The organism is Enterobacter sp. TMH.L2 (assembly GCF_050847315.1).
Classification (GTDB): Bacteria; Pseudomonadota; Gammaproteobacteria; order Enterobacterales; family Enterobacteriaceae; genus Cedecea.
Genome location: NZ_CP193791.1, coordinates 3874023 through 3900170, shown reverse-complemented (window position 1 = coordinate 3900170; position 26148 = coordinate 3874023). Strand labels below are relative to the sequence as shown.

Here is a 26148-nt window from a genome sequence, read left to right as displayed (position 1 = left end):
ATGGCAGATTACCAGGGTAAAAATGTTGTCATCATTGGACTGGGCCTGACGGGCCTGTCCTGCGTGGATTTCTTTATTGCGCGCGGCATTACGCCACGCGTAATGGATTCCCGTATCTCCCCTCCTGGTCTTGATAAGCTGCCTGAGAACGTTGATCGTCATACCGGTTCGCTGAATGAGGACTGGTTGCTGGCGGCGGATTTGATTATTGCCAGCCCTGGCGTGGCGCTGGCAACTCCAGCCTTGAGTGCGGCGGTGGATGCCGGGGTCGAGGTTATTGGTGATATAGAGCTGTTTTGCCGAGAGGCCCAGGCGCCGATTGTCGCGATTACCGGCTCCAACGGGAAAAGTACCGTCACCACCCTGGTGGGAGAGATGGCGAAAGCCGCGGGGGTGAACGTGGGCGTTGGCGGAAATATTGGTCTGCCGGCGTTGATGCTGCTGGACAAAGGCTGTGAGCTTTATGTTCTTGAGCTATCAAGCTTCCAGTTGGAAACCACCCATAGCCTGAAGGCTGCGGCGGCGACCGTTCTGAACGTGACGGAAGATCATATGGATCGCTATCCGTTCGGGATGCAGCAATATCGTGCGGCAAAACTGAGCATCTATGAAAATGCCAAAGTTTGCGTGGTCAACGCAGATGACGCATTAACGATGCCGGTACGCGGCGCGGACGAGCGCTGTATCAGCTTCGGTGTGGACGTCGGCGATTATCATCTTAATCGTCAGCAGGGTGACACCTGGCTGCGGGTGAAAGGGGAGAAAATCCTCAACACCAAAGAAATGAAACTGGTTGGGCAGCATAACTACACTAACGCGCTGGCAGCGCTGGCGCTGGCGGATGCGGTGAATCTGCCTCGTTCCAGCAGCCTGAAAGCGTTGACCACCTATACTGGCCTGGCTCATCGCTTCCAACTGGCCTGGGAACGGAATGGCGTTCGCTGGATTAATGACTCTAAAGCCACCAACGTCGGCAGTACTGAAGCCGCGTTAAACGGTCTGCACGTTGAAGGAACTCTGCATCTTTTGTTAGGCGGAGACGGCAAGTCTGCCGACTTCTCACCTTTAGCTCGCTACCTGCAGGGTGATCGCGTACGCCTTTACTGCTTTGGTCGTGACGGTGCTGAACTGGCTGAGTTACGCCCGGATATTGCCGAGCGTACAGAAACCATGGAGCAGGCGATGAAGCTTGCCTCGGCCCGTGTGGAATCTGGCGATATGGTGCTGCTCTCTCCAGCCTGCGCGAGTCTCGATCAGTTTAAAAACTTTGAACAACGCGGCGACATGTTTACTCAATTAGCGAAGGAGCTAGGCTGATGCGTTTATCTCTCCCTCGCCTTCGCGTCCCCCGTATTCCAGGGTTTGGTATCCTGGCCTGGGTCGCTTCGGCGTTAAAAGGGTGGGTAATGGGCTCCCGTGAGGCCGACGCCAACAGCATGGTGCTGTATGACCGCACGCTGCTTTGGCTGACCTTAGGCCTTGCTGCGATCGGTTTTATTATGGTGACCTCGGCGTCGATGCCGGTAGGCCAGCGCCTGGCAAACGATCCATTCCTGTTTGCCAAACGCGACGGGCTCTACATCATCGTCGCGTTTGTGCTGGCGATGGTGACGCTGCGCTTGCCGATGGATTTCTGGCAGCGTCACAGCACGGCCATGCTGCTGGCTTCGATCGTGATGCTGCTGATTGTACTGGTCGTCGGTAGCTCGGTTAATGGGGCATCGCGCTGGATTGCTTTCGGCCCGCTGCGTATTCAGCCCGCAGAGTTTTCCAAGCTGTCACTGTTCTGTTATCTCGCCAACTACCTTGTGCGCAAGGTGGATGAAGTTCGAAATAACCTGCGCGGCTTCCTGAAGCCAATGGGCGTGATTCTGGTGATGGCCGTTCTGCTGCTAGCCCAGCCTGACCTTGGTACCGTAGTTGTGCTGTTTGTCACTACGCTGGCGATGTTGTTCCTCGCAGGAGCAAAGCTGTGGCAGTTTATCGCGATCATCGGGATGGGGATCTCGGCAGTTATCCTGCTGATCCTCGCCGAACCTTACCGTATTCGCCGCGTAACGTCGTTCTGGAACCCGTGGGAAGATCCATTCGGCAGCGGCTACCAGTTAACGCAATCACTGATGGCTTTTGGGCGCGGTGAATTGTGGGGACAAGGGCTTGGGAACTCGGTTCAGAAGCTGGAATATCTGCCTGAAGCGCACACTGACTTTATCTTCTCGATCATCGGCGAGGAGCTGGGATATATCGGTGTGGTGCTTGCACTTTTGATGGTATTCTTCGTCGCTTTTCGCGCGATGTCCATCGGCAAGCGCGCGCTGGAATTGGATCAGCGTTTCTCCGGTTTCCTGGCGTGTTCTATCGGGATCTGGTTTAGCTTCCAGGCGCTGGTTAACGTTGGCGCTGCGGCGGGGATGTTGCCCACGAAAGGCCTGACGCTGCCGCTTATCAGTTACGGCGGTTCCAGCCTGTTGATTATGTCCACGGCAATCATGCTGTTGTTGAGAATAGATTATGAAACGCGTCTGGCTAAGGCTCAGGCGTTTACACGGAGTGCCAAATGACGGGCAAAGCGAAGCGATTGATGGTGATGGCGGGTGGTACAGGTGGGCATGTTTTCCCAGGCCTGGCCGTTGCCCATCACCTTCGGGCGGAAGGATGGGATATTCGCTGGCTTGGTACTGCGGACCGTATGGAAGCCGATCTGGTGCCGAAAAACGGGATTGAGATCGATTTTATTCGCATTTCTGGCCTGCGCGGCAAAGGCGTAAAGGCCTTGTTGATGGCTCCTGTACGTATTTTTAACGCGTGGCGCCAGGCTCGCGCCATCATGAAAGCTTGGAAGCCGGATGTTGTGCTGGGCATGGGCGGGTATGTTTCCGGACCCGGTGGTCTGGCTGCCTGGTCTCTTGGCATTCCGGTTGTCTTGCATGAACAGAACGGCATTGCCGGTCTGACGAATAAATGGTTGGCAAAGATCGCCACCAAGGTAATGCAAGCCTTTCCCGGTGCATTCCCTGAAGCGGACGTTGTTGGCAATCCGGTGCGGACAGATGTGCTTGCTTTACCGCTGCCGCAAGAGCGTTTTGCCGGAAGAGAAGGTCCGGTTCGCGTGCTGGTTGTCGGCGGTTCTCAGGGCGCTCGAGTGTTGAACCAAACCATGCCGCAGGTCGCGGGGCGTTTAGGTGAATCCGTGACTGTCTGGCACCAAACCGGAAAGGGTGGTCAGGCGGTTGTGCAGCAGGCTTACGCTGAAGCAGGGCAGCCTCAGCACAAGGTCACCGAGTTTATTGATGATATGGCAGCAGCCTACGAATGGGCTGATGTTGTGGTTTGTCGCTCCGGGGCGTTAACCGTGAGTGAAATCGCGGCTGCAGGGTTACCAGCCTTGTTCGTTCCTTTCCAGCACAAAGATCGGCAGCAGTACTGGAATGCGCTGCCGCTGGAAAAAGCGGGCGCCGCGAAAATACTGGAGCAACCGCAGTTTACCGTGGATGCCGTTACCCGTACCCTGGCCGGATGGGACAGAGCAACGCTGCTGGCAATGGCCGAGCGAGCGCGCGCTGCCTCCATTCCTGATGCAACTGAACGTGTAGCAAACGAAGTCAGCGCCGCAGCGCGCGCGTAATACTTGTGGGTGGCAAATTGTCGCCCGTAAATTTGATGTAATGGCGGCATGCCGCTTGCAGGTTTAGAGAATGAATACACAACAACTGGCGAAACTGCGTTCAATTGTGCCTGAGATGCGTCGCGTCCGGCACATTCACTTTGTTGGCATCGGCGGCGCCGGTATGGGCGGTATTGCTGAAGTATTGGCTAACGAAGGTTACCAGATCAGCGGTTCCGATTTGGCGCCGAACCCGGTCACGCAGCAGTTGTCGGCACTGGGTGCCACGATTTATTTCAACCATCGCCCTGAAAATGTGCGCGAGGCAAGCGTGGTTGTTGTTTCTACGGCAATTTCTGCGGATAACCCAGAAATTGTTGCTGCCCACGAAGCGCGTATTCCGGTCATCCGTCGTGCTGAAATGCTGGCTGAACTGATGCGTTTCCGTCACGGCATTGCGATTGCGGGGACGCATGGCAAAACCACGACAACGGCGATGGTATCGAGCATTTATGCCGAAGCGGGCCTGGATCCAACGTTTGTAAATGGTGGTCTGGTGAAAGCCGCAGGTGTCCATGCCCGCCTGGGCAACAGTCGCTACCTGATTGCAGAGGCTGACGAAAGCGATGCTTCGTTCCTGCACCTGCAACCGATGGTCTCTATTGTGACCAATATCGAAGCCGATCATATGGATACTTACCAGGGCGACTTCGAAAATTTAAAGCAGACGTTTATTAATTTCCTGCACAACTTGCCGTTTTATGGACGTGCGGTGATGTGCGTAGACGATCCGGTGATTCGTGAGCTTCTGCCGCGCGTGGGTCGTCAAATCACCACATATGGCTTTAGCGACGACGCGGATGTGCGCGTTGAAAATTATCAGCAAAAGGGCGCTCAGGGCTTTTTCACCATTGTGCGTCAGGACAAGCCTGAGATGCATGTGGTACTGAATGCGCCAGGCCGCCATAACGCGCTGAATGCGGCTGCCGCGGTTGCCGTGGCGACGGAAGAGAGCATCGAAGACGACGCTATTTTGCGTGCGCTCGAAAGCTTCCAGGGGACGGGGCGCCGTTTCGATTTCCTGGGCGAATATCCGCTGGCACCGGTAAACGGCAAAGCGGGCACCGCTATGCTGGTGGACGACTATGGCCACCACCCGACGGAAGTGGATGCCACCATTAAGGCGGCGCGCGCAGGCTGGCCGGATAAAAATCTGGTGATGATTTTCCAGCCACACCGCTATACGCGTACGCGTGATTTGTATGATGACTTTGCTGGGGTGCTGTCCCAGGTTGACTCCCTGGTGATGCTGGAAGTTTATCCTGCAGGTGAAGCACCCATTCCTGGTGCGGATAGCCGTTCTTTATGCCGCACCATTCGCGGCCGTGGCAAAGTTGACCCTATTTTAGTTTCCGATCATGCGGAAGTGGCGGAAATTTTAGCCCCTGTGTTGACGGGAAATGATTTGATCCTCGTTCAAGGTGCCGGGAATATCGGCAAAATCGCCCGAAACCTGGCTGAAATCAAATTGCAGCCTCAAACTAAAGAGGAAGGGCGTCATGGCTGATAAGATCGCCGTTCTTCTGGGAGGAACCTCTGCCGAGCGCGAGGTCTCTCTGCAATCCGGCAGCGCGGTGCTGACCGGATTAAAAGAAGCGGGTATTGATGCACATGCTTTTGATCCACAAAGCGAGTCTGTACTTGAGCTCAAGGCTCAGGGGTTTGACAAGGTTTTTATCGCGCTGCACGGTCGCGGTGGTGAAGACGGGACTTTGCAAGGGCTGTTGGAATTCCTTCAACTGCCTTATACCGGCAGCGGCGTTATGGCTTCGGCGATAACGATGGATAAGCTGCGCAGCAAACTGCTGTGGCAGGGGGCAGGTTTACCCGTTGCACCATGGGTTGCCGTCAACCGTCAGGATTTTGCAGCTGGCCTGAGCGCAGCGCTGGTTGAGCGTGTTACTGCATTGGGTTTACCGGTTATCGTCAAGCCGAGCCGTGAAGGTTCCAGCGTAGGTATGTCTAAGGTGGACAGCGTAGATGTGCTGCCAGCCGCGCTTGAGCTGGCCTTCGAGCATGACGAAGAAGTGCTGATTGAAAAATGGTTGAGTGGCCCGGAGTATACGGTTGCGATTTTAGGCGAGGAAATTTTACCGTCTATTCGCATCCAACCCGCTGGAACCTTCTATGATTATGAAGCGAAGTATCTCTCTGATGAAACTCAATATTTCTGCCCCGGTGGATTAATTGAACAAAGAGAGCAGGAATTGCAGGCATTAGTTCTGCAGGCCTGGCAGATTCTCGGCTGTAGCGGCTGGGGCCGGGTCGATGTGATGCTGGATAGCGATGGTCAGTTTTACCTGTTAGAAGTGAACACTTCTCCGGGGATGACCAGCCACAGCCTGGTGCCGATGGCGGCTCGCCAGGCGGGAATGAGCTTCTCACAATTGGTTGTACGTATTTTGGAACTGGCGGACTGATATGTCGCAGGCTGCACTGAATGCGCGTAATCGTGCCGAGGAAAATGCCAGCGCTCGGCGCAGCAACGGCTCCCGTCTGGCAGGGATGATTTTCCTGGGCGCGGTATTGTTGAGCGTGTTTATCGGCGGTTGGATTGTGGTGGGCTGGATGGAAGATGCCCAGCGTTTACCACTCTCCAGGCTGGTGGTAACCGGGGAGCGGCACTACACACGTAATGATGATATACGCCAGTCAATTCTGGCCCTGGGGCCTCCGGGTACTTTTATGACCCAGGATGTGAATATCATCCAACAGCAGATAGAACGCTTGCCCTGGATCAAGCAGGCAAGCGTTAGAAAGCAGTGGCCGGACGAATTGAAGATTCATCTGGTTGAATATGTGCCGATAGCACGTTGGAATGACCAGCATATGGTTGACGCAGAGGGAAATTCCTTCAGCGTACCAGCAGAACGCACCAGCAAGCAGACTTTGCCGATGCTTTCCGGCCCGGAAGGCAGCGAAAACGAAGTTCTGCAAGGTTACCGTGACATGGGCGTGGTGCTGGCAAAGGATAAATTTACGTTGAAACAAGCGGCTATGACCGCTCGTCGCTCCTGGCAGTTGACGCTGAATAACGGAATTAAGCTCAACCTTGGTCGGGGCGACACGATGAAACGTCTGGATCGTTTTGTAGAACTGTACCCGGTTCTGCAGCAGCAGGCGCAGGCTGATAACAAACGGATCAGTTATGTCGACCTGCGATACGATTCAGGCGCCGCGGTAGGTTGGGAGGCACTTCCTCCTCCGGTACCTAATCCGAATCAGCAACAGAATCAGGCACAGGCAGAACAACGATGATCAAGGCGACGGACAGAAAACTGGTAGTTGGACTGGAGATTGGCACCGCGAAGGTTGCCGCTTTAGTAGGGGAAGTTCTGCCCGACGGTATGGTCAATATTATTGGCGTGGGCAGCTGCCCTTCGCGTGGTATGGACAAAGGCGGAGTAAACGACCTTGAGTCGGTGGTTAAATGCGTTCAACGGGCGATTGACCAGGCTGAATTGATGGCAGACTGCCAGATATCTTCAGTTTACCTGGCGCTGTCCGGCAAGCATATCAGCTGCCAAAACGAGATAGGCATGGTGCCGATTTCGGAAGAGGAAGTGACGCAAGAAGATGTTGAAAATGTGGTGCATACGGCAAAATCAGTGCGTGTTCGCGATGAACACCGCGTTCTGCATGTGATTCCGCAGGAATACGCTATTGATTACCAGGAAGGGATCAAAAATCCGGTAGGCCTGTCCGGCGTCCGTATGCAGGCGAAAGTGCATCTGATTACCTGCCATAACGATATGGCAAAAAACATCGTTAAAGCGGTTGAACGTTGTGGTTTGAAAGTTGACCAATTAATTTTCGCCGGTCTGGCCGCAAGCTACGCGGTACTGACCGAAGATGAACGCGAGCTGGGTGTCTGTGTTGTGGACATCGGCGGTGGTACCATGGATATGGCGGTGTATACCGGCGGTGCGCTGCGTCACACCAAAGTTATCCCTTATGCAGGGAACGTGGTTACCAGCGATATCGCCTATGCGTTCGGAACGCCACCGAGCGATGCTGAGGCGATTAAAGTTCGCCATGGTTGTGCCCTGGGATCTATCGTCGGCAAAGACGAGAATGTTGAGGTTCCGAGCGTGGGTGGACGCCCACCACGCAGTCTTCAGCGTCAGACGCTGGCTGAAGTGATTGAGCCTCGTTACACCGAGCTGCTCAACCTGGTCAATGAAGAGATTTTGCAGTTACAGGAACAGCTTCGCCAGCAGGGTGTGAAACATCATCTGGCGGCGGGGATTGTGTTAACCGGCGGCGCGGCACAAATTGAAGGCCTGGCAGCCTGTGCTCAGCGTGTGTTCCATACGCAGGTGCGTATCGGTCAGCCGTTGAATATTACTGGCCTTACTGATTATGCCCAGGAGTCGTATTACTCGACCGCAGTAGGGTTGCTGCACTACGGGAAAGAGTCACATCTCAGTGGTGAAGCAGAAGTGGAAAAAAGGACCTCTGTTGGCTCATGGTTTAAGCGACTGAACAGCTGGCTGAGAAAAGAATTTTAATTTTTATAAGAGACCGGAGACAATTAGCGGTCTCAGGCGACAGGCACAAAACGGAGAGAAACTATGTTTGAACCTATGGAACTGACCAACGACGCGGTGATTAAAGTCATCGGCGTCGGTGGCGGCGGCGGTAACGCCGTTGAACACATGGTGCGTGAACGCATCGAAGGCGTTGAATTCTTTGCGGTGAACACTGACGCTCAGGCACTGCGTAAAACCGCTGTCGGCCAGACGATCCAGATCGGTAATGGGATCACTAAAGGTCTGGGCGCAGGCGCAAATCCAGAAGTGGGTCGTAACGCTGCGGAAGAAGACCGCGAAGCTTTACGCGCTGCGCTGGACGGGGCAGACATGGTGTTCATCGCTGCTGGTATGGGCGGTGGTACCGGTACGGGTGCTGCTCCTGTTGTTGCCGAAGTAGCTAAAGATTTGGGTATCCTGACCGTTGCCGTCGTGACTAAGCCTTTCAACTTTGAAGGCAAGAAGCGTATGGCTTTCGCGGAGCAGGGTATCGCCGAGCTGTCTAAGCACGTTGACTCCTTGATCACTATCCCGAATGACAAGCTGCTGAAAGTGCTGGGACGCGGCATTTCTCTGCTTGACGCATTTGGTGCGGCAAATGACGTACTGAAAGGCGCCGTGCAGGGTATTGCCGAGCTGATTACTCGTCCGGGCCTGATGAACGTTGACTTCGCGGACGTGCGTACGGTTATGTCCGAAATGGGCTATGCCATGATGGGCTCTGGCGTTGCCAGCGGCGAAGACCGTGCTGAAGAAGCGGCAGAAATGGCTATCTCCAGCCCGCTGCTGGAAGATATCGACCTGTCTGGCGCTCGTGGCGTGTTGGTTAACATCACCGCTGGCTTCGACCTGCGTCTGGATGAGTTCGAAACCGTGGGTAACACCATTCGTGCGTTCGCATCTGACAACGCAACTGTGGTTATCGGTACTTCTCTGGATCCAGAGATGAACGACGAACTGCGCGTAACTGTTGTTGCTACTGGGATCGGCATGGACAAACGTCCTGAGATTACCTTGGTGACTAACAAGCAGGTACAGCAGCCGGTGATGGATCGCTACCAGCAGCACGGTATGGCTCCGCTGACGCAAGAGCAAAAGCCGGCCGCTAAAGTGGTGAACGACAACACACCGCAGACGGCGAAAGAGCCTGATTATCTGGATATTCCAGCGTTCCTGCGTAAGCAAGCTGATTAAGAATAAACCGGAAGTTGGGAATATTCGCTCTTTGTGCTAAACTGGCCTGCCGTTAGTGATATACACTCTCGGCTAGCTTAGTAATTTGGCGGGATTATACGATGATCAAACAAAGGACACTTAAACGTATCGTTCAGGCGACTGGCGTCGGTTTACATACCGGCAAGAAAGTCACACTGACGCTGCGCCCTGCGCCGGCAAATACCGGGGTCATCTATCGTCGCACCGACTTGAATCCTCCGGTAGATTTTCCGGCTGATGCCAAATCCGTGCGGGATACCATGCTCTGTACTTGTCTGGTCAATGAGCATGATGTACGGATTTCTACCGTAGAGCACCTCAACGCTGCCCTGGCAGGGCTGGGTATCGACAACATTATTGTTGAAGTCGATGCGCCAGAAATCCCTATTATGGACGGCAGTGCGGCGCCGTTTGTCTATCTGCTGCTTGATGCAGGGATTGACGAATTGAACTCGGCCAAGAAATTTATACGTCTGAAAGAGACGGTTCGCGTGGAAGATGGCGATAAATGGGCTGAAATGTCACCGTTTAATGGTTTCTCGTTGGACTTTACCATCGACTTCAACCATCCGGCGATTGATGCAAGCACCCAGCGCTACACCATGAACTTCTCTGCTGAAGCATTTATGCGTCAGATTAGCCGTGCGCGTACCTTCGGTTTTATGCGTGATATCGAATATCTGCAGTCCCGCGGCCTGTGCCTGGGCGGCAGCTTCGATTGTGCCATCGTTGTTGACGATTATCGCGTATTGAACGAAGACGGCCTGCGTTTTGAAGATGAATTCGTTCGTCACAAAATGCTGGATGCTATCGGCGATCTGTTCATGTGTGGCCACAACATTATCGGCGCGTTTACCGCCTATAAGTCTGGTCATGCCCTGAACAACAAACTGCTGCAGGCTGTTTTGGCTAAACAGGAAGCCTGGGAATGGGCGACCTTCGAAGACGAAGCCGAACTTCCGCTGGCGTTTAAAGCAGCTAAACTGGTGCTGGCGTAACGCTTAAATTAGCGATTACGACTGGTTTTGCTGGTACCCTCTCCGGCCAGTGAAGCCAGTCGTTCTATTGTTGCTCTTAATTTCTCCGGGCTACGTTTAGCCACCTCTCTCAACGCTTCTGCACTCTGCTTACTCAGTTGACGATTCACTTCGTATTTCTCAGTCTCTGTCTGAGTGGTGTTTTCTTGAACAAATTCCTGCCCTTTTGCCGCCAGCGAAGGATTAATCCTGATGTCGATTGATGTCAATGATGGTAAGATTTGGGCGCGTAATGCACTCAGCAGCGTGGCTTGTTCATAGCGTAAGCGCATCAGCCAGCTGGCATTTGCGGTTTCAAGGACGAGAATGCCCTGACGGAAGTTGGCCACCCGGCACCAGGGATGCAGTGGAGCAGGCAAAATGCTTTTCACTGCCCGGTTAAGACGCAGCAAAGCGACGGCACGTTGCTGTACGTTCTGTAGCATGCTTTCCTGACCGGCTTCGTCAAACAGATTTTCTAAAGATTGCGGGCGACTGTCGCGCATACATTAAGCTCCGGCGGAAAAAGTGATTGGTATTCTAAATCGTTGGCGACAATTTGGCAGACGTTATTTCTGGCCGCATCTCCTGTTGGGGATGGTCGCGGCGAGTTTTGGCATGCCTGCGCTCAACGGTAACACAGAAACCGGTGTGCCCGCTGAAGCTTCCGCCAGCCGTCACGATTCGGCACGGCAGCTGCGTTTCGATAGCCTTGTTCAACTGCAAGAAAGCACTCGCCGTCCTTCTTTTAGTGTGGACTACTGGCACCAGCATGCAATCCGCACCGTTATCCGTCATCTTTCCTTTGCTATGGCACCTCAGGCTTTGCCTGTGGCACAGGAAAGCGTGCCGCTTCAGGCACAGCACCTTGCCCTGCTGGACACGCTTAGCGCGCTGTTAACGCAGGAAAGTAAACCCCCCGTTATTGTTCGCCAGACTGCGTTTAGGGCATCTCCTGTAGGAGACGTTTTCAGTACCGTGGCGTGGATCCGTCAGGTACAGGGCATCCGCGCAGGCCCGCTTTGCCTCAGCTAATTCATCTTCCAAACTAACAACAATTTATTGACCGTACTGACGGCAGGCGTTTGAGAATTTATTATGCTAATCAAATTATTAACTAAAGTTTTCGGTAGTCGTAACGATCGTACACTGCGCCGTATGCGCAAAGTGGTTTCCGTGATCAACAGCATGGAACCGCAGATGGAAAAGCTCACGGATGATGAGCTGAAGGCTAAAACCGGTGAGTTCCGCGCGCGTCTGGAAAAAGGTGAAGTGCTGGAAACGCTAATCCCGGAAGCTTTCGCTGTTGTTCGTGAAGCAAGTAAGCGCGTCTTCGGCATGCGTCACTTCGACGTGCAGCTGCTGGGCGGTATGGTCCTGAACGATCGCTGCATCGCGGAAATGCGTACTGGTGAAGGTAAAACCCTGACGGCAACGCTGCCAGCTTATCTGAACGCACTGAGCGGCAAAGGTGTGCACGTTGTTACCGTGAACGACTACCTGGCCCAGCGTGACGCCGAAAACAACCGTCCTCTGTTTGAATATCTGGGGCTGAGCGTAGGTATCAACCTGCCAGGCATGCCAGCGCCGGCTAAGCGTGAAGCTTACGCAGCAGACATCACCTACGGTACCAACAACGAATACGGTTTCGACTACCTCCGCGACAATATGGCTTTCAGCCCTGAAGAGCGCGTGCAGCGCAAGCTTCACTATGCGCTGGTGGATGAAGTTGACTCCATCCTGATCGACGAAGCGCGTACGCCGCTGATCATCTCCGGCCCTGCGGAAGACAGCTCTGAGCTGTACAAACGCGTGAACAAAATCATTCCGCACCTGATGCGTCAGGAAAAAGAAGACTCTGATACCTTCCAGGGTGAAGGCCACTTCTCCGTGGATGAAAAATCTCGCCAGGTTAACCTGACCGAACGTGGTCTGGTGCTGATTGAAGAGCTGCTTGTGCAAGAAGGCATGATGGAAGAGGGCGAGTCGCTGTACTCACCAGCCAACATCATGCTGATGCATCATGTGACCGCGGCACTTCGCGCCCATGCGCTGTTCACCCGCGACGTTGACTACATCGTTAAAGATGGCGAAGTCATCATCGTTGATGAACACACGGGCCGTACTATGCAGGGGCGCCGTTGGTCAGATGGTCTTCACCAGGCCGTTGAGGCAAAAGAAGGCGTCGAAATTCAGAATGAAAACCAGACGCTGGCGTCCATCACCTTCCAGAACTACTTCCGTCTTTACGAGAAGCTGGCAGGGATGACCGGTACTGCAGACACCGAAGCGTTTGAATTTAGCTCTATTTATAAGCTCGACACCATCGTTGTGCCGACCAACCGCCCAATGATCCGTAAAGATATGCCGGATCTGGTTTACATGACCGAACTGGATAAAATTGGCGCGATTATCGAAGACATTAAAGAGCGTACCGCGAACGGCCAGCCTGTGCTGGTGGGGACCATCTCCATTGAGAAATCTGAAGTGGTTTCCAATGAGTTGACCAAGGCCGGTATCAAACACAATGTTCTGAATGCCAAGTTCCACGCCAACGAAGCGGCTATCGTTGCTCAGGCGGGTTACCCAGCCGCGGTAACTATCGCGACTAACATGGCGGGTCGTGGTACGGATATCGTGTTGGGCGGGAGCTGGCAGGAAGAGATTGCCGAGCTGGATGAGCCAACGCCAGAGCAAATTGCTCAGATCAAAGCGGACTGGAAAGTTCGCCACGATGCGGTACTGGCTTCAGGTGGTCTGCATATCATCGGCACCGAGCGTCATGAATCCCGCCGTATCGATAACCAGCTGCGTGGCCGTTCTGGTCGTCAGGGTGATGCCGGTTCTTCCCGCTTCTACCTGTCGATGGAAGATGCCCTGATGCGTATCTTCGCCTCGGATCGCGTATCCAATATGATGCGTAAACTGGGTATGAAGCCGGGCGAAGCCATTGAACACCCTTGGGTAACCAAGGCGATTGCCAACGCACAGCGTAAAGTCGAAAGCCGTAACTTTGATATTCGTAAGCAGCTGCTGGAATACGACGACGTCGCAAACGATCAGCGCCGCGCTATTTATACCCAGCGTAATGAGCTGCTCGACGTTACCGACGTGAGCGAAACCATCGCCAGCATTCGTGAAGACGTCTTCAAAGTCACCATCGATGCGCATATTCCGCCTCAGTCTCTGGAAGAAATGTGGGATGTAGAAGGTCTGGAAGAGCGTCTGAAAAACGACTTTGATCTCGAGATGCCAATCAAAGAGTGGCTGGATAAAGAACCTGAGCTGCACGAAGAAACGCTGCGTGAGCGTATTCTGCAGACGGCGATTGAGCTTTATCAACGTAAAGAAGAAGTCGTGGGTGCAGAAATGATGCGCCACTTCGAAAAAGGCGTGATGCTGCAAACGCTGGATTCCCTGTGGAAAGAGCATCTGGCCGCAATGGATTACCTGCGTCAGGGGATCCACCTGCGCGGTTATGCGCAGAAAGATCCGAAGCAGGAGTACAAGCGTGAATCCTTCTCTATGTTTGCCGCGATGCTGGAGTCACTGAAATATGAAGTGATCAGCACCCTGAGCAAAGTCCAGGTCCGCCTGCCGGAAGAAGTTGAAGCGATGGAACAACAGCGTCGTGAAGAATCCGAGCGTCTGGCACGTATGCAGCAGCTTAGTCATGTGGATGATGAAACTCAGGCCGCACAGGCGCTGGCAGCAGAAACTGGCGATCGTAAAGTGGGTCGGAACGATCCTTGCCCTTGCGGTTCCGGTAAGAAATACAAACAGTGCCATGGCCGTCTGAGCTAAGGTCTGACAAAATCGAAAAGGCGCAGCTTGCTGCGCCTTTTTTACGCATGGAGTTTGAGAGTATGAAGCAACTGCAAATCGCTGTCGGCATTATCCGTAATCAACAGGGTGAAATTTTTATCACGCAGCGCGCAGCCGATGCGCACATGGCGAATAAATGGGAATTTCCCGGCGGGAAGATTGAGGCAGGTGAATCCCCGGAACAGGCCGTTATCCGGGAATTACAGGAAGAAACCGGTATTGTGGTGCAAAGTGCCAGCCTGTTTGAAACCCTGGAGTACCAGTTCCCGGATCGTCATATTTCCCTGTGGTTCTATCTGATAGAAAGTTGGGAAGGTGAACCCTGGGGCAAAGAAGGGCAACCCGGGCGTTGGGTTGCTCAAGGGGAACTCATCGCCGACGAGTTTCCGCCAGCCAATGAGCCCGTCATTTTAAAGCTGCTAAACGATTAGCGTTCCTGTTCTTCGCTCCAGCCTTCGCTTTCAGAGAGGTCGCCGCTGCTGGGAATACGTTTTTCCTCAGCGGCCCACTCGCCCAGGTCGATAAGCTGGCAGCGCTTACTGCAAAATGGTCGGTATGGGCTGCTTTCGTTCCAGATAACCGCTTTGCCGCAGCCAGGACAATTAACGATGGTTTCTTCGTTCATGTTGTTTCCTTAGCAGCAGGCCAGCTCAAAGTCGAGGCGTTCAGGCACCAGGCCATTCTCTGAATCCAGCGGCATAAAACGAATCGCAAAGCGGCTTTTGTGGCCGGAAATCTGTGGATAAAGCTGATCGCCGAGAGTGAGATGAAGACGAAGCAGGTCGGCATCGTCGCCATTGTCCTGGTAGAATCCATTGAGGCTGGTTTGTTTCCGGAATGGCGCAGAATTGCGGATGATGTCCAGCAGAAGATCGAGCGACTGTTTCACTGGTTCGAGACTGTTTAGCCAAAAATGAACCTGAGCATCGCGTTGTTCCTGCGGCAGATAAAGCCAAATGTGCAGGGTAGGCAGGTCAAAGCTACAGCAGCCGCCTGGGATGCTAAGCCGCTGGCGTACCAGCGCAATAAGGCGATCTTCTCGCAGAATTTGCCCGATGCGCGGCGCGGCCATCAACACGCTGCCGCAGCTCTCCAACTGGCTTCGCAGCGAGTCGATGCGCTGCATATCAACCCCCGGGACTTCTGACCAGCTCAGCAGTTTACGCTGCTGACGGCTTATCTCTTTGAGAATATCGGTGCGAATTTCGCCCCTTTCAAACACATCCAGTAAGTCACCGACGTTACGAAAAAAATGCAGCGCCTTTGCGCTGTCATTGATAGGAAGTGCTGACTGCATCTGTTGGATCAAAAACTCAATACGCAGCCATGTGCGCATTTTCTCATTCAATGGGTGTTCGAAAAGAACCTGAGTGTTCATCATTCTGCTTCCTGTTGTGCGGCCAGACCAGCCAGTTTCAGGTACTGGCGATGCAGGCGGTCAACATGCACGACAACGTCCTGGGGACTGCCGTCATTATTAATTACATCATCTGCCACGGCGAGGCGAGCTTCCCGGGACGCCTGAGCGTCCAGAATCTGCTGGGCGTGTTCGCGGGAAACATTGTCCCGCAGCATAGTACGCGCAATCTGGGTCTCGGGGGAAACATCCACCACTAAAATCCGGTCCGCCTTTTGTTGCAGATTGTTTTCTACCAGCAGAGGGACTACCCACAACACGTAAGGTGAGGTAGCACGAGCAATCTCATCACGAGTTTGCTGCTGGATAATAGGATGTAGCAGGTTATTAACCCATTGCTTTTGCTGCGGGGAGCTGAAGATCGTTTCTCTCAACGCTCGACGGTTTAAAGAACCATCTTCCAGAAGGATCTTTGGGCCAAAATGTTGAGAAATGAGAGCTAACGCACGTTGGCCTGGCTCAACAACCTGACGGGCAATTACATCTGCATCTATGACGGTGACTCCAGCGCGGGAAAAGGCTTCGGCGATGGTACTTTTACCACTGCCAATGCCGCCCGTAAGTGCAACCGTGTAAACCATAAATAACCGATCCTGATGCTATATTTATCAATAAGATAAAAAGTCTTTGGTGGCGTGATTTTAGGTGATTTTGTATCACGTAAAAATCGGGTATTCGCCGTCTGCGGGCTTTTTACCGTTTACCAGGTAAATTTAAACGATTGTAGCGTAAAAAAGTCGGTTTTCGCAGTCTTGCGGAGTCATTATTACTGCGTATGATAGCGTCACTGGAGTTGGCTGTTGTTTGCTCGTTTTACTTTAAGCCACAGGTACGTTTTCCGTGCTTGCTCACCCCAGTGTCTGATTTCTGTATATCTGGGTTCCGGGCTTGCCGTTGTTCTCTGTCTTGAGTAATGAAGAGCCTACCGCCGATCGCGTTCATCGCCATTCGACCCAGGGATCTGCATCATGCGTATTGAAGAAGATTTGAAGTTAGGTTTTAAAGACGTTTTAATTCGCCCAAAACGCTCCACCCTCAAAAGCCGTTCAGACGTTGAGCTGGAACGTCAATTCACATTCAAGCATTCCGGTATCACCTGGTCTGGCGTCCCTATTATTGCTGCGAATATGGACACCGTAGGCACTTTCGCGATGGCGCAGGCGCTGGCCTCATTCGATATTCTTACCGCCGTGCACAAACACTACTCTGTAGAAGAGTGGAGCAACTTTATTCGTTCCGTGCCTGAAAACCTGTTGCGCCATATCATGGTCTCAACCGGCACTTCTGATGCAGATTTTGCCAAAACTAAGCAGATTCTGGCTCTGACTCCTGCACTGAAATTTATCTGCATCGACGTGGCGAACGGCTACTCTGAGCACTTCACCCAGTTCGTCAGCAAAGCCCGCGAAGCATGGCCTGATAAAGTTATCTGTGCGGGTAATGTGGTTACCGGTGAAATGTGTGAAGAGCTGATCTTGTCAGGGGCCGATATCGTGAAAGTTGGCATTGGCCCAGGCTCTGTATGCACCACGCGCGTTAAAACCGGCGTGGGCTACCCTCAGCTTTCCGCCGTCATTGAATGTGCTGATGCAGCTCACGGCTTAGGCGGCCAGATCGTCAGCGACGGTGGCTGTACTGTGCCGGGCGATGTAGCTAAAGCCTTTGGTGGTGGAGCTGACTTCGTTATGCTGGGCGGTATGCTGGCAGGGCATGAAGAAAGCGGTGGTACCGTTGTTGAGCAGGATGGCGAGAAGTTTATGTTGTTCTACGGCATGAGCTCCGAGTCTGCCATGACCCGCCACGTAGGCGGTGTTGCGCAGTACCGCGCTGCAGAAGGCAAAACCGTTAAGCTGCCTCTGCGCGGGCCGGTGGAAAATACCGCTCGCGATATCCTTGGCGGCCTGCGTTCTGCCTGTACCTATGTAGGTGCCTCTCGCCTTAAAGAGCTGACTAAACGCACAACTTTCATCCGCGTAGCGGAACAGGAAAACCGCGTTTTCAATAGCCTCTGATGAGCATCGATGACGCAGCTCAGGCTGCGTCATCCTCCTCCCATGGCATCCCCCATCTGGAAAATAGGTAGATACATGGCTATCACCAGCGTGCCAATGATCAAGCCAATGACCAGCATCATGACTGGCTCCAGCGTGGCGGCAAGATTTTCAGCCAGCTCCTGCGTTTTCTCATAATGCCAGCGCGCCAGGCGCTCAAGCATCAGATCCAGAGAACCGGATTCTTCACCAATTCGAACCAACTGTTGGCAAAGTGGTGTGAAATACCCCGACTGCTCCAACGCCTGCCAGAGGGGCTTTCCCTCGGAAACCCGATCGCGTACTTCAATAATTTGCCGTTGCCAGAACGTTTGGGCCAGCGTTTTTTCAACCGCTTCAAGACCCTGTAACAAGGGGACGCCAGAGTGCTGAGACAGCGTTAGTACGGTAAATATCTGGCTGAGTAGCTGGCCTCGCCTCAAGGGAGCAATGACAGGTACTTTTAACAGCAGTAATTGTTCTTTTTCTCGAATGACGGATTGGGTGCGGCGAAGCCACCAACCTATAACGGCTAAGAGCATAGCGGTTAAAATCCACCATCCTCCTTGAGACGTTGCCCACTCTGAAAGACTCATAACGGCCTGGGTGATCGCGGGCAGAGGCGCGTTAAAAGAACGATAGATATTGGCAAACTCAGGCAGAACAAACCCAACCATGCCTGCGGTTACCAGCAGTGCAACAATCAAAATAAAGAGCGGATAACGCAGGGCTTTCACGACCTTTTTGCTGAGTTGGTAGTGTTGTTCTTGTTGTTCTGCCAGCCGCTGGCAGCACTCTGCAAGCCTTCCCGTCAGCTCTCCGGTATGCAGTAATGCAATAAACAGGGGCGGGAAGATATGGGGCCATTGCTTAAGCGCTTCGGAAAACGGTATGCCCTGCGCTACCTGTCGTTCTATGTGCTGTAATAATGCCGACCATGCAGGTTTGGGATGCTGTCGGGCTATGAGCAACAGCGCGTCAGTTAAGGCGATACCGGCATGGATCAGCGCTGCAAGTTGCCGGACAAAGTCAATTTTGTGCTGAATATGCCAACAGGATCTCCCTGACAGCGATGATTTTTTAACGGACAGGAGCTGAAGCTGCTGCTGAGCAAGCTCCTCCTCAAGAGAAGCGCGCTCGCCGGCAAGTGATTCACCATTTTTTAATTGGCCTTCGTGGTCTATGGCTTCCCATAGCCAAAGCAGAGGTTTAGGCATGTGGCATACCCAGCACGCGGTAAACCTCTTCCAGCGTCGTATGGCCTTGTGCTACGGCAACGCAGCCATTTTCGAAAAGCGTACTCATCCCTTGCTCTCTGGCGAGACTTTCAATGTTACTTGCGGATTTGCCTTGCGTGATGGCTTGTCTTAGAGCGGCGGATAGCGGCAGGATTTCAAATAACGCTGTTCGCCCATAATATCCTCCGTAGCAACGTTCACATCCTGTCGGATGCCAATTGGGCAGCGCGGAAGGCCAAATGTGTCCAGGTAATGTTATGGCTGGTTCGTGGTGTGTTTTGCAGTGAGGGCAAAGCTTTCTCACCAGCCTTTGAGCCACGATGATATTCAAGGCAGATGCGATCATCCAGCGAGGAATGGCCATTTGCTCCAGGCGGACAAGCGTTTCAACGGTGGAGTTGGTGTGCAATGTCGATAAAACCAGGTGCCCGGTCTGGGCAGCTTTGATGGCAATTTCTGCTGTTTCACCATCCCTGATTTCACCGACCATAATGACGTCTGGATCCTGCCTCAGTAATGCGCGTAGGACGTGCTGAAAGGTGAGACCAGCCTTAGGGTTTATCTGCGTCTGGTTCAGCCCTTCCTGAGGAATTTCTATGGGATCTTCTACGCTGCAGACGTTGATACCCGGTTGGTTAAGCGCCGCCAGGGCGCTATACAGCGTAATGGTTTTTCCGCTCCCTGTAGGACCGGTTACCAGAATCATCCCCTGCGGGGCCTGGAGTGATTGCTGAAGTTGTTTTTTTTCATCCTCTGACATCCCCAGAGAATGAATGTCCATATGCTGTTTGCCCTGCTGAAGAAGCCGTAAAACGACCTTCTCGCCGTATCGACAAGGCAGCGTCGAGACGCGAAATGACGCTTTCACCTCCTCGGCGAGGTAGTCCATTTGTCCGTCCTGAGGCAGCCGCTTTTCCGCGATATCCAGGTTAGCCAGAATTTTGAGCCTTGCAGTGACGGACGCTGCCATTGCCTGAGGCAGTAGCGGTTGACATTGCAGCACGCCATCAATGCGAAGCCGAATTCGATAGGCATTTTCGAAGGGCTCAAAATGGATATCGGATGCACGCTGCTGTACGGCGGTGGCAAGTGTTGTATTCAAAAGTGCGACCGCTGAACTGCTGCGGTCGTGCTCCGAAGGCTGAGAGGGCTCCAGCGTTTGCCATTTCTCGAGCCGTTCAATGGGCCAGATCTCTACATCAATGTGTTTATCACAAAGAAAGCGGAGCGCCTCGTACATTTGCTCGTTTGGGGCTTCAACAGCAGCAATTCGTACCGCTTCAGGCGTTTCCTCTATCAGTATGGCGTTGTAGTGCTGGCATAGAGCGTTAAGCTGTTCTTTTGTGCTCATTTGCCAGCCCCCGCTTGCGCTTCGTTAAAACGGAATACGTCTTCACAGGCTTGTTTCAGCGGCGAGCCGTTTTCCGCAGTGCAGACCCTTGTCCAGCCGGTTACCCCGTTAGCATCGTTCCACTGAGGGGTGAACGCAACCGCCAGCCCGTTCAAGGACTCCTGGCCGTTGAGCGTCACAATCCCGCTGGTAACGCTCATTGAATTGATGTAGCGCGTCGTTTTGGTTTCAGCGATGCCGTTACTGCCGGCATTGCAATCGGAGATCCCTCCACGCTCGATGGCACAAAGTTCGACGGCGGTACGATAGGGCAGGAAGGTTTGCAGCATATCGGTCAAAGCTGCTTTACGAAGGTAGTTTTGATATCCAGGAATGCCGATGGCGCTCAGAATGGCGATGATGCCTATCACCACCATAAGCTCAATTAGCGTAAATCCTTTTTGCTTGTTCATCTGTCGCTCCTTTTGGTTAGAGGGCAACACTGTGCTGAACAGGCTAAGCAATAGCGAACAGGGAAACGGACATTCGGGAAATGCTTTCCGTGTTAGTTAACGCAGTTGTATGTATCGACAATAAAAATGGAAGTCAGTACGCAAAAAAGCGGGCGCAGTAATGGCTGGCCCGCCGTGGTGTTGCATTAGCGGAAGCGCATAGACAAGTCGAGGGCGCGTATGTGTTTAGTCAGAGCACCTACGGAGATGTAGTCCACGCCGGTATCAGCGAATGTTCTAAGCGTCTCTTTGGTCACGTTGCCAGAGACTTCCAGGCGCGCTTTCCCTTGGGTGAGTGCCACGGCTTCACGCATTTGCTCAACGGTAAAGTTGTCCAGCATGATGATGTCAGCCCCAGCTTTGAGCGCTTGTTCCAATTCATCCAGTGACTCAACTTCCACTTCTACCGGCACGTCAGGGTGCATCCAGAATGCTTTCTCCACTGCCTGACGAATAGAGCCGGAAGCAATAATGTGATTTTCTTTGATCAGGAAAGCATCGGAAAGGCCGAGGCGATGGTTGCTGCCCCCGCCGCACAGCACGGCATATTTCAGCGCGGTGCGCAGGCCAGGAAGCGTTTTACGGGTATCCAGCAACTGCGTTTTAGTGCCCTCAAGCAGCGCCACGTAACTGTGAACTTCGCTGGCTACGCCTGAGAGCGTTTGCACGAAGTTCAGCGCCGTTCTTTCTCCGGTCAAGAGAATACGGGCCGGGCCATTAAGCTCAAAAAGTGGCTGATTGATGGTGACTTCAGCGCCATCTTCGACATGCCAGGTCACCGTCACGTCGCCGCCAAGCTGAATAAAGACTTCTTCTACCCAGCGTTTACCGCAAAAAATGCCCTTTTCGCGGGTGATAACAACCGCATGCGACGTGTTTTCTGGGGGTAATAATTGTGCCGTGATGTCGTTGTTTGGGTCAACTTCGCCGCCCAGATCTTCTCGCAGCGCCTGGGCTACGGCGAGAGGGATATCGAGGGTAATTCGTTCGAGCAGCTCGTCACGTCGGCGGTCAGGATTATAACGGCGGGGCGGCATGATTAAACTCCAGAATGAATAAGTTAATATTGTTTCATGCTACTCTGAAGCGACTTCAAGTACCACTCTAAGGAGAACCTCTCATGCAGCTTAAAGACGGCTGGCTGGTGGGGGTAAAACATCTGCCATCCCCGCATTGTGACGGCCGACCGGAAGAGGAAAATCCCTCATTGCTGGTGGTGCACAATATTAGTTTGCCGCCGGGGGAGTTCGGTGGCCCCTGGATTGATGCGTTATTTGCCGGAACGCTCGATCCTGCAGCGCACCCTTACTTTGCCGGTATTTCGCATTTGCGCGTGTCAGCCCATTGTCTGATTCGCCGGGACGGCGAAATTGTTCAGTACGTCCCTTTCGATAAACGAGCCTGGCATGCGGGCGTCTCGAGCTATCAGGGAAGAGAAAAGTGCAACGACTTTTCTATCGGTATTGAGCTGGAAGGTACCGATACGCTGGCCTATACCGACGCTCAATATGAACAGCTCAGCGTTTTAGCTAACTTACTGATTCAACACTATCCTGATATGGCGAAAAACATCACGGGCCACAGCGATATAGCACCTGGTCGGAAGACCGATCCAGGCCCTTCGTTTGACTGGCCGCGCTTTTGGGGTGCGGTTGAAGAGGCAACTGACAAGGAGAGCACATGACCCTGTTTACCCTGCTGTTAGTCCTGATGGGCGAGCGATTGTTCAAAATGGGCGAACACTGGCAGTTAGATCATCGTCTTGAAGTCCTGTTTGGACGGGTTAAGCATTTTTCTCTGTTAAGAACGCTGTTAATGACCGCTGCATTTATGGCCGTGGTTTTCCTGATTCTCCGTGCTTTGCATGGGTTACTATTCAACGTCCCACTGCTGGTGTTCTGGATTGCGCTGGGTGTGCTTTGCATCGGGGCCGGGCAGGTCAGGCTGCATTATCATTCGTATCTTAAAGCCGCCAGCCATGATGATGAACATGCCCGTGATGCAATGGCTGCAGAGCTTACATTGATTCATGGTGTTCCGCCTGAGTGCAGCGAGCGTGAATACCTGCGCGAGCTACAAAACGCGCTGCTGTGGATTAACTTCCGTTTCTATCTCGCGCCGCTGTTTTGGTTTGTGGTGGGCGGAACATGGGGGCCGGTTACGCTCGCAGGGTATGCTTTCCTGCGCGCATGGCAGACATGGCTTGCCCGGCATCATACGGCACACGAGCGCTTGCTCGCGGGAATTGACGGCATTCTTCATATTCTTGACTGGGTGCCCGTGCGTTTGGTGGGTGTCGCTTATGCCCTGTTGGGCCACGGTGAGCGAGCGCTTCCGGCCTGGTTTGCATCCCTTGCCGACAGGCATACCTCTCAATACCAGGTTCTCACACAACTGGCACAGTACTCGCTGGCGAGAGAACCCCATCAGGATAAGATGAAAACGCCTAAAGCTGCGGTATCACTGGCGAAGAAGATTTCATTGGTGATTGTGGCGGTTGTGGCGTTAATGACGATTTACGGCACTTTGGTTTAGGGCCGGAAGGCTGTAATAAAACGCCCCGCATTGCGGGGCGTTTTTTTTATCAGGCTTTCACTGCCTTCAGGTTCTTCTGCTTCAGGAAATAACCGACGCCCAGAATCGCAATCCACACTGGGATCAGGTAAACCGAGATGGCCATACCCGGGGTTATCAGCATGATGACCAGTACGCCAACCATAAACAGCAGGCAGACCCAGTTTCCTAACGGATAGAACAGGGCAGGGAAGCGGGTTTTCACCCCTTGTTGCTGCTTAGCACGGCGGAACTTCATGTGAGCCAGGCTGATCATCGCCCAGTTGATCACCAGAGCTGAGACAACCAGCGCCATCAGCAGGCCGAAAGCGGATTCCGGTGCCAGATAGTTAATCAGCACGCAAAGGGCGGTAAAGCCTGCGGAAACCAGAATCGTGTTCACCGGTACACCGCGCTTATCGACGCTTTTCAGCATCTTCGGCGCGTTGCCCTGCTGCGCCAGGCCGAACAACATGCGGCTGTTGCAGTATACGCAGCTGTTGTAAACCGACAGGGCGGCGGTGAGCACCACGATATTCAGGGCGTTGGCCACGAAGGTATCGCCCAGCTCATGGAAGATCAGCACGAACGGGCTGGTGTCTGCGGTCACGCGTGTCCACGGCAGCAGGGACAGCAGAATTGCCAGCGAACCCACATAGAAAATCAGAATACGGTAGATAACCTGGTTGGTCGCTTTTGGAATGCTCACTTCCGGGTTGTCTGCTTCAGCGGCGGTAATACCGACCAGCTCAAGCCCGCCGAAGGAGAACATAATGATAGCCATCATCATGACCAGCCCGGTGATGCCGTGCGGCAGGAAGCCACCCTGATCCCAGAGGTTGCTGACGGACGCCTGTGGACCACCGTTGCCACTAAAGAGTAACCAGCCGCCGAACAGAATCATGGCGATAACCGCCACCACTTTAATAATGGCGAACCAGAACTCCATTTCGCCAAAGACTTTAACGTTAGTTAAGTTGATGGCGTTGATAGCAACGAAGAATACCGCCGCCGTAGCCCAGGTTGGGATCTCCGGCCACCAGAACTGGATGTATTTGCCGACGGCCGTCAGTTCAGCCATGGCGACCAGAACGTAGAGTACCCAGTAGTTCCAGCCTGAAGCGAAGCCCGCGAAACCACCCCAGTATTTGTAAGCAAAATGGCTGAAGGACCCGGCTACCGGCTCCTCAACGACCATTTCACCCAGCTGGCGCATAATTAAAAATGCGATAAACCCGGCGATAGCATAGCCGAGAATAATTGCCGGACCTGCGGACTGGATGACGGATGCGCTGCCCAGAAACAGGCCCGTCCCGATAGCTCCACCCAGCGCGATAAGCTGAATGTGGCGGTTTTTAAGACCGCGCTTCAGCGTGTCGCCGTGCTGTTGACCTTCCATCATGTAACCTCGTAGTGGTTAATGTCTGCGCTACATTGACGCGGATGTAATTGTTGTATTCCGTAATGTGTAGTCTTTTTTTTACGGTTATCAATTATGAATTTTGCGGATAGGGCTACCGCATCGCAAAGAATAATGTTAAGCGCAGGCCTTTGCACCTGCTTTCTGCCACTGCTCTGACGAGTTGGGCAAAAAGAAACCATTTGTAAAAAAGAGGGAAGGACAAGGTGAGTCGGGAATACTTCTTGAGCGGCCGTTTTGCGTCACAAAAATGACATACATTCACCGCGTCTTTCGGTTGTTTTTGAAAAATATATCGTTTCATAAACGTTAACTTACCGCTTTGTGGGTAAACGCGAGTTAGTGCCCAAGTTATGGTTTTGAAAATCCCTTCTTTTGTTATTGTTAAAATGTGCCTGCTTTCATGATTTCAATCAAAACCAATATGGACAGAAGGTGAATACTTTGTTACTTTTAGCCTCACGAACGTGAAATTGGTCTTACCAATTGACTCCGGGCTAATGGCAGAGATAGGGAACGATGGCCTACAGCAAAATCCGCCAACCAAAATTATCCGATGTGATAGAGCAGCAGCTGGAGTTTCTCATCCTTGAGGGCACTCTACGCCCGGGCGAAAAACTTCCACCTGAACGCGAACTGGCGAAACAATTTGATGTTTCCCGTCCTTCGCTGCGCGAGGCCATCCAGCGTCTCGAAGCCAAGGGTTTGCTGCTTCGTCGCCAGGGCGGCGGTACTTTTGTCCAGAACAGCCTTTGGCAGAGCCTGAGCGACCCGCTGGTCGAACTGCTCTCAGACCATCCCGAATCCCAGTTTGATCTGCTTGAAACCCGCCATGCGCTTGAAGGTATTGCTGCTTATTACGCGGCGCTGCGCGGAACCGAAGAAGATCTCTCGCGCATTGGTGATTGCCATATTGCCATCCAGCAGGCTCAGGAGTCCGGTGATTTAGACGCCGAAGCCGATGCCGTCATGCAGTATCAAATTGCCGTAACCGAAGCCGCGCATAATGTTGTGCTTCTTCATTTATTGCGCTGCATGGAGCCTATGCTCGAACAGAACGTTCGCCAGAATTTTGAATTGCTCTACGCGCGCCGCGAGATGTTGGCGCAAGTGAGCAGCCATCGCGCCAGCATTTTTGCGGCGATTATGGCTCGCCAGCCGGAGCAGGCGCGAGAAGCGTCGCACCGTCACCTGGCGTTTATTGAGGAAATATTGCTGGATCGCAGCCGTGAGCAGAGCCGTCGTGAGCGCTCTCTCCGTCTCCTTCAGCAACGTAAGGATTAAGCGCCAAACTTTTAGCGCGCGGCAACTAAACACAGAACCTGTCTTATTGCGTTCTTTTCTTCAGTTACCCGAATTCATTCGGGCAAGAGCGCAATGGGACAGGTTCCAGATA

The 26148-nt window shown here is 53.2% G+C and carries 25 protein-coding genes; 16 read left to right on the top strand and 9 right to left on the bottom strand.

Features of this window, described 5'->3' with window-relative positions:
- From murD to lpxC, 9 genes are all read left to right on the top strand, one after another.
- Positions 1-1317, top strand: a complete 1317-nt coding sequence (gene murD / locus ACREYP_RS18675) for a UDP-N-acetylmuramoyl-L-alanine--D-glutamate ligase (RefSeq protein ID WP_336818421.1) — start codon at positions 1-3, stop codon at positions 1315-1317.
- Positions 1317-2561: a cell division protein FtsW gene (ftsW, locus tag ACREYP_RS18670; protein ID WP_039290282.1), complete on the top strand. Its 1245-nt coding sequence runs from the start codon at positions 1317-1319 to the stop codon at positions 2559-2561. The genes murD and ftsW overlap by 1 nt, the downstream gene beginning before the upstream one ends.
- A complete protein-coding gene (gene murG, locus ACREYP_RS18665) occupies positions 2558-3625 on the top strand; it encodes an undecaprenyldiphospho-muramoylpentapeptide beta-N-acetylglucosaminyltransferase (protein ID WP_008461791.1) in 1068 nt (355 codons plus the stop codon). Before ftsW ends, murG begins: the two co-directional genes overlap by 4 nt.
- A gap of 70 nt (positions 3626-3695) precedes the next feature.
- Positions 3696-5171, top strand: coding sequence for a UDP-N-acetylmuramate--L-alanine ligase (gene murC, locus ACREYP_RS18660; protein WP_336818422.1), 1476 nt, complete (start codon positions 3696-3698; stop codon positions 5169-5171).
- Positions 5164-6084 (top strand): D-alanine--D-alanine ligase, encoded by a 921-nt coding sequence (locus tag ACREYP_RS18655; RefSeq protein ID WP_336818423.1) that lies wholly within the window; start codon positions 5164-5166, stop codon positions 6082-6084. The genes murC and ACREYP_RS18655 overlap by 8 nt, the downstream gene beginning before the upstream one ends.
- A gap of 1 nt (position 6085) precedes the next feature.
- Positions 6086-6922, top strand: a complete 837-nt coding sequence (gene ftsQ, locus ACREYP_RS18650) for a cell division protein FtsQ (protein ID WP_008461795.1) — start codon at positions 6086-6088, stop codon at positions 6920-6922.
- Positions 6919-8175: a cell division protein FtsA gene (gene ftsA, locus ACREYP_RS18645; protein WP_008461798.1), complete on the top strand. Its 1257-nt coding sequence runs from the start codon at positions 6919-6921 to the stop codon at positions 8173-8175. The genes ftsQ and ftsA overlap by 4 nt, the downstream gene beginning before the upstream one ends.
- 63 nt (positions 8176-8238) lie before the next feature.
- A complete protein-coding gene (gene ftsZ / locus ACREYP_RS18640) occupies positions 8239-9390 on the top strand; it encodes a cell division protein FtsZ (RefSeq protein ID WP_008461800.1) in 1152 nt (383 codons plus the stop codon).
- 101 nt (positions 9391-9491) lie between these two features.
- Positions 9492-10409: a UDP-3-O-acyl-N-acetylglucosamine deacetylase gene (gene lpxC, locus ACREYP_RS18635; protein WP_336818424.1), complete on the top strand. Its 918-nt coding sequence runs from the start codon at positions 9492-9494 to the stop codon at positions 10407-10409.
- Between the two features lie 8 nt (positions 10410-10417).
- On the opposite strand, the gene ACREYP_RS18630 is transcribed toward lpxC, so the two are convergent.
- Entirely contained in the window at positions 10418-10933 is a 516-nt protein-coding gene (locus ACREYP_RS18630) for a DUF721 domain-containing protein (RefSeq protein WP_008461805.1), read from the bottom strand.
- Positions 10934-10955: 22 nt separating this feature from the next.
- Here ACREYP_RS18630 and secM point away from each other — a divergent pair, with 22 nt between their 5' ends.
- The 3 genes from secM (at position 10956) to mutT (ending at position 14683) form a co-directional block, all read left to right on the top strand.
- The gene (gene secM, locus ACREYP_RS18625; RefSeq protein WP_336818425.1) at positions 10956-11462 is read left to right on the top strand and encodes a secA translation cis-regulator SecM; all 507 of its coding nucleotides are present in this window, start codon (positions 10956-10958) and stop codon (positions 11460-11462) included.
- 63 nt (positions 11463-11525) lie between these two features.
- A complete protein-coding gene (gene secA / locus ACREYP_RS18620; RefSeq protein ID WP_336818426.1) occupies positions 11526-14231 on the top strand; it encodes a preprotein translocase subunit SecA in 2706 nt (901 codons plus the stop codon).
- 62 nt (positions 14232-14293) lie between these two features.
- Positions 14294-14683, top strand: coding sequence for an 8-oxo-dGTP diphosphatase MutT (mutT, locus tag ACREYP_RS18615; RefSeq protein WP_008461811.1), 390 nt, complete (start codon positions 14294-14296; stop codon positions 14681-14683).
- On the opposite strand, the gene yacG is transcribed toward mutT, so the two are convergent.
- Genes yacG through coaE form a run of 3 tightly spaced genes read right to left on the bottom strand, consistent with a single transcriptional unit; the run spans position 14680 to position 16250 of the window.
- On the bottom strand, positions 14680-14877 hold the full coding sequence (gene yacG, locus ACREYP_RS18610; RefSeq protein ID WP_008461812.1) for a DNA gyrase inhibitor YacG: 198 nt from the start codon (positions 14875-14877) through the stop codon (positions 14680-14682). The genes mutT and yacG overlap by 4 nt on opposite strands.
- A gap of 9 nt (positions 14878-14886) precedes the next feature.
- Positions 14887-15630 carry a cell division protein ZapD gene (gene zapD, locus ACREYP_RS18605; RefSeq protein ID WP_008461814.1) on the bottom strand — a complete coding sequence of 248 codons (744 nt, stop codon included), beginning with the start codon at positions 15628-15630 and terminating at the stop codon, positions 14887-14889.
- Complete coding sequence (gene coaE / locus ACREYP_RS18600; protein WP_008461815.1) at positions 15630-16250, bottom strand: dephospho-CoA kinase; 621 nt, start codon at positions 16248-16250, stop codon at positions 15630-15632. Before coaE ends, zapD begins: the two co-directional genes overlap by 1 nt.
- 387 nt (positions 16251-16637) lie before the next feature.
- Here coaE and ACREYP_RS18595 point away from each other — a divergent pair, with 387 nt between their 5' ends.
- Positions 16638-17681, top strand: a complete 1044-nt coding sequence (locus ACREYP_RS18595) for a GMP reductase (protein WP_008461816.1) — start codon at positions 16638-16640, stop codon at positions 17679-17681.
- Between the two features lie 29 nt (positions 17682-17710).
- Here the strand turns inward: ACREYP_RS18595 and hofC are convergent, their stop codons facing one another.
- The 4 genes from hofC to nadC form a co-directional block, all read right to left on the bottom strand.
- Complete coding sequence (gene hofC, locus ACREYP_RS18590) at positions 17711-18916, bottom strand: protein transport protein HofC (RefSeq protein WP_336818427.1); 1206 nt, start codon at positions 18914-18916, stop codon at positions 17711-17713.
- Positions 18909-20288, bottom strand: a complete 1380-nt coding sequence (gene gspE / locus ACREYP_RS18585; protein ID WP_336818428.1) for a type II secretion system protein GspE — start codon at positions 20286-20288, stop codon at positions 18909-18911. The genes hofC and gspE overlap by 8 nt, the downstream gene beginning before the upstream one ends.
- Positions 20285-20740 (bottom strand): prepilin peptidase-dependent pilin, encoded by a 456-nt coding sequence (ppdD, locus tag ACREYP_RS18580; RefSeq protein WP_008461818.1) that lies wholly within the window; start codon positions 20738-20740, stop codon positions 20285-20287. The genes gspE and ppdD overlap by 4 nt, the downstream gene beginning before the upstream one ends.
- Before the next feature lie 185 nt (positions 20741-20925).
- A complete protein-coding gene (gene nadC, locus ACREYP_RS18575; protein WP_008461819.1) occupies positions 20926-21816 on the bottom strand; it encodes a carboxylating nicotinate-nucleotide diphosphorylase in 891 nt (296 codons plus the stop codon).
- Positions 21817-21899: 83 nt separating this feature from the next.
- On the opposite strand from nadC, the gene ampD reads away from it, so the two are divergent.
- Together ampD and ampE are read left to right on the top strand one after the other, a co-directional pair.
- Positions 21900-22463, top strand: coding sequence for a 1,6-anhydro-N-acetylmuramyl-L-alanine amidase AmpD (gene ampD / locus ACREYP_RS18570; protein WP_008461820.1), 564 nt, complete (start codon positions 21900-21902; stop codon positions 22461-22463).
- A complete protein-coding gene (gene ampE / locus ACREYP_RS18565; RefSeq protein WP_336818429.1) occupies positions 22460-23314 on the top strand; it encodes a beta-lactamase regulator AmpE in 855 nt (284 codons plus the stop codon). Before ampD ends, ampE begins: the two co-directional genes overlap by 4 nt.
- 49 nt (positions 23315-23363) lie before the next feature.
- On the opposite strand, the gene aroP is transcribed toward ampE, so the two are convergent.
- Positions 23364-24734 carry an aromatic amino acid transporter AroP gene (gene aroP / locus ACREYP_RS18560; protein ID WP_166876758.1) on the bottom strand — a complete coding sequence of 457 codons (1371 nt, stop codon included), beginning with the start codon at positions 24732-24734 and terminating at the stop codon, positions 23364-23366.
- Between the two features lie 537 nt (positions 24735-25271).
- Between aroP and pdhR the strand changes: the two genes are divergently transcribed.
- The gene (gene pdhR / locus ACREYP_RS18555; RefSeq protein ID WP_039290334.1) at positions 25272-26036 is read left to right on the top strand and encodes a pyruvate dehydrogenase complex transcriptional repressor PdhR; all 765 of its coding nucleotides are present in this window, start codon (positions 25272-25274) and stop codon (positions 26034-26036) included.
- Positions 26037-26148: the final 112 nt, after the last annotated feature.

What these genes read in the sequence shown, in the direction of transcription:
- ftsZ (WP_008461800.1), top strand. Translation starts at nt 8,239, where the DNA reads ATGTTTGAACCTATGGAACTGACCAACGACGCGGTGATTAAAGTCATC.
- ftsA (WP_008461798.1), top strand. Translation starts at nt 6,919, where the DNA reads ATGATCAAGGCGACGGACAGAAAACTGGTAGTTGGACTGGAGATTGGC.
- secA (WP_336818426.1), top strand. Translation starts at nt 11,526, where the DNA reads ATGCTAATCAAATTATTAACTAAAGTTTTCGGTAGTCGTAACGATCGT.
- ACREYP_RS18655 (WP_336818423.1), top strand. Translation starts at nt 5,164, where the DNA reads ATGGCTGATAAGATCGCCGTTCTTCTGGGAGGAACCTCTGCCGAGCGC.
- aroP (WP_166876758.1), bottom strand. Translation starts at nt 24,734, where the DNA reads ATGATGGAAGGTCAACAGCACGGCGACACGCTGAAGCGCGGTCTTAAA.
- ACREYP_RS18630 (WP_008461805.1), bottom strand. Translation starts at nt 10,933, where the DNA reads ATGCGCGACAGTCGCCCGCAATCTTTAGAAAATCTGTTTGACGAAGCC.
- murG (WP_008461791.1), top strand. Translation starts at nt 2,558, where the DNA reads ATGACGGGCAAAGCGAAGCGATTGATGGTGATGGCGGGTGGTACAGGT.
- ampD (WP_008461820.1), top strand. Translation starts at nt 21,900, where the DNA reads ATGCAGCTTAAAGACGGCTGGCTGGTGGGGGTAAAACATCTGCCATCC.
- ftsQ (WP_008461795.1), top strand. Translation starts at nt 6,086, where the DNA reads ATGTCGCAGGCTGCACTGAATGCGCGTAATCGTGCCGAGGAAAATGCC.
- zapD (WP_008461814.1), bottom strand. Translation starts at nt 15,630, where the DNA reads ATGAACACTCAGGTTCTTTTCGAACACCCATTGAATGAGAAAATGCGC.
- coaE (WP_008461815.1), bottom strand. Translation starts at nt 16,250, where the DNA reads ATGGTTTACACGGTTGCACTTACGGGCGGCATTGGCAGTGGTAAAAGT.
- mutT (WP_008461811.1), top strand. Translation starts at nt 14,294, where the DNA reads ATGAAGCAACTGCAAATCGCTGTCGGCATTATCCGTAATCAACAGGGT.
- gspE (WP_336818428.1), bottom strand. Translation starts at nt 20,288, where the DNA reads ATGAGCACAAAAGAACAGCTTAACGCTCTATGCCAGCACTACAACGCC.
- ACREYP_RS18595 (WP_008461816.1), top strand. Translation starts at nt 16,638, where the DNA reads ATGCGTATTGAAGAAGATTTGAAGTTAGGTTTTAAAGACGTTTTAATT.
- nadC (WP_008461819.1), bottom strand. Translation starts at nt 21,816, where the DNA reads ATGCCGCCCCGCCGTTATAATCCTGACCGCCGACGTGACGAGCTGCTC.
- lpxC (WP_336818424.1), top strand. Translation starts at nt 9,492, where the DNA reads ATGATCAAACAAAGGACACTTAAACGTATCGTTCAGGCGACTGGCGTC.
- ampE (WP_336818429.1), top strand. Translation starts at nt 22,460, where the DNA reads ATGACCCTGTTTACCCTGCTGTTAGTCCTGATGGGCGAGCGATTGTTC.
- murD (WP_336818421.1), top strand. Translation starts at nt 1, where the DNA reads ATGGCAGATTACCAGGGTAAAAATGTTGTCATCATTGGACTGGGCCTG.
- murC (WP_336818422.1), top strand. Translation starts at nt 3,696, where the DNA reads ATGAATACACAACAACTGGCGAAACTGCGTTCAATTGTGCCTGAGATG.
- ppdD (WP_008461818.1), bottom strand. Translation starts at nt 20,740, where the DNA reads ATGAACAAGCAAAAAGGATTTACGCTAATTGAGCTTATGGTGGTGATA.
- hofC (WP_336818427.1), bottom strand. Translation starts at nt 18,916, where the DNA reads ATGCCTAAACCTCTGCTTTGGCTATGGGAAGCCATAGACCACGAAGGC.
- ftsW (WP_039290282.1), top strand. Translation starts at nt 1,317, where the DNA reads ATGCGTTTATCTCTCCCTCGCCTTCGCGTCCCCCGTATTCCAGGGTTT.
- yacG (WP_008461812.1), bottom strand. Translation starts at nt 14,877, where the DNA reads ATGAACGAAGAAACCATCGTTAATTGTCCTGGCTGCGGCAAAGCGGTT.
- pdhR (WP_039290334.1), top strand. Translation starts at nt 25,272, where the DNA reads ATGGCCTACAGCAAAATCCGCCAACCAAAATTATCCGATGTGATAGAG.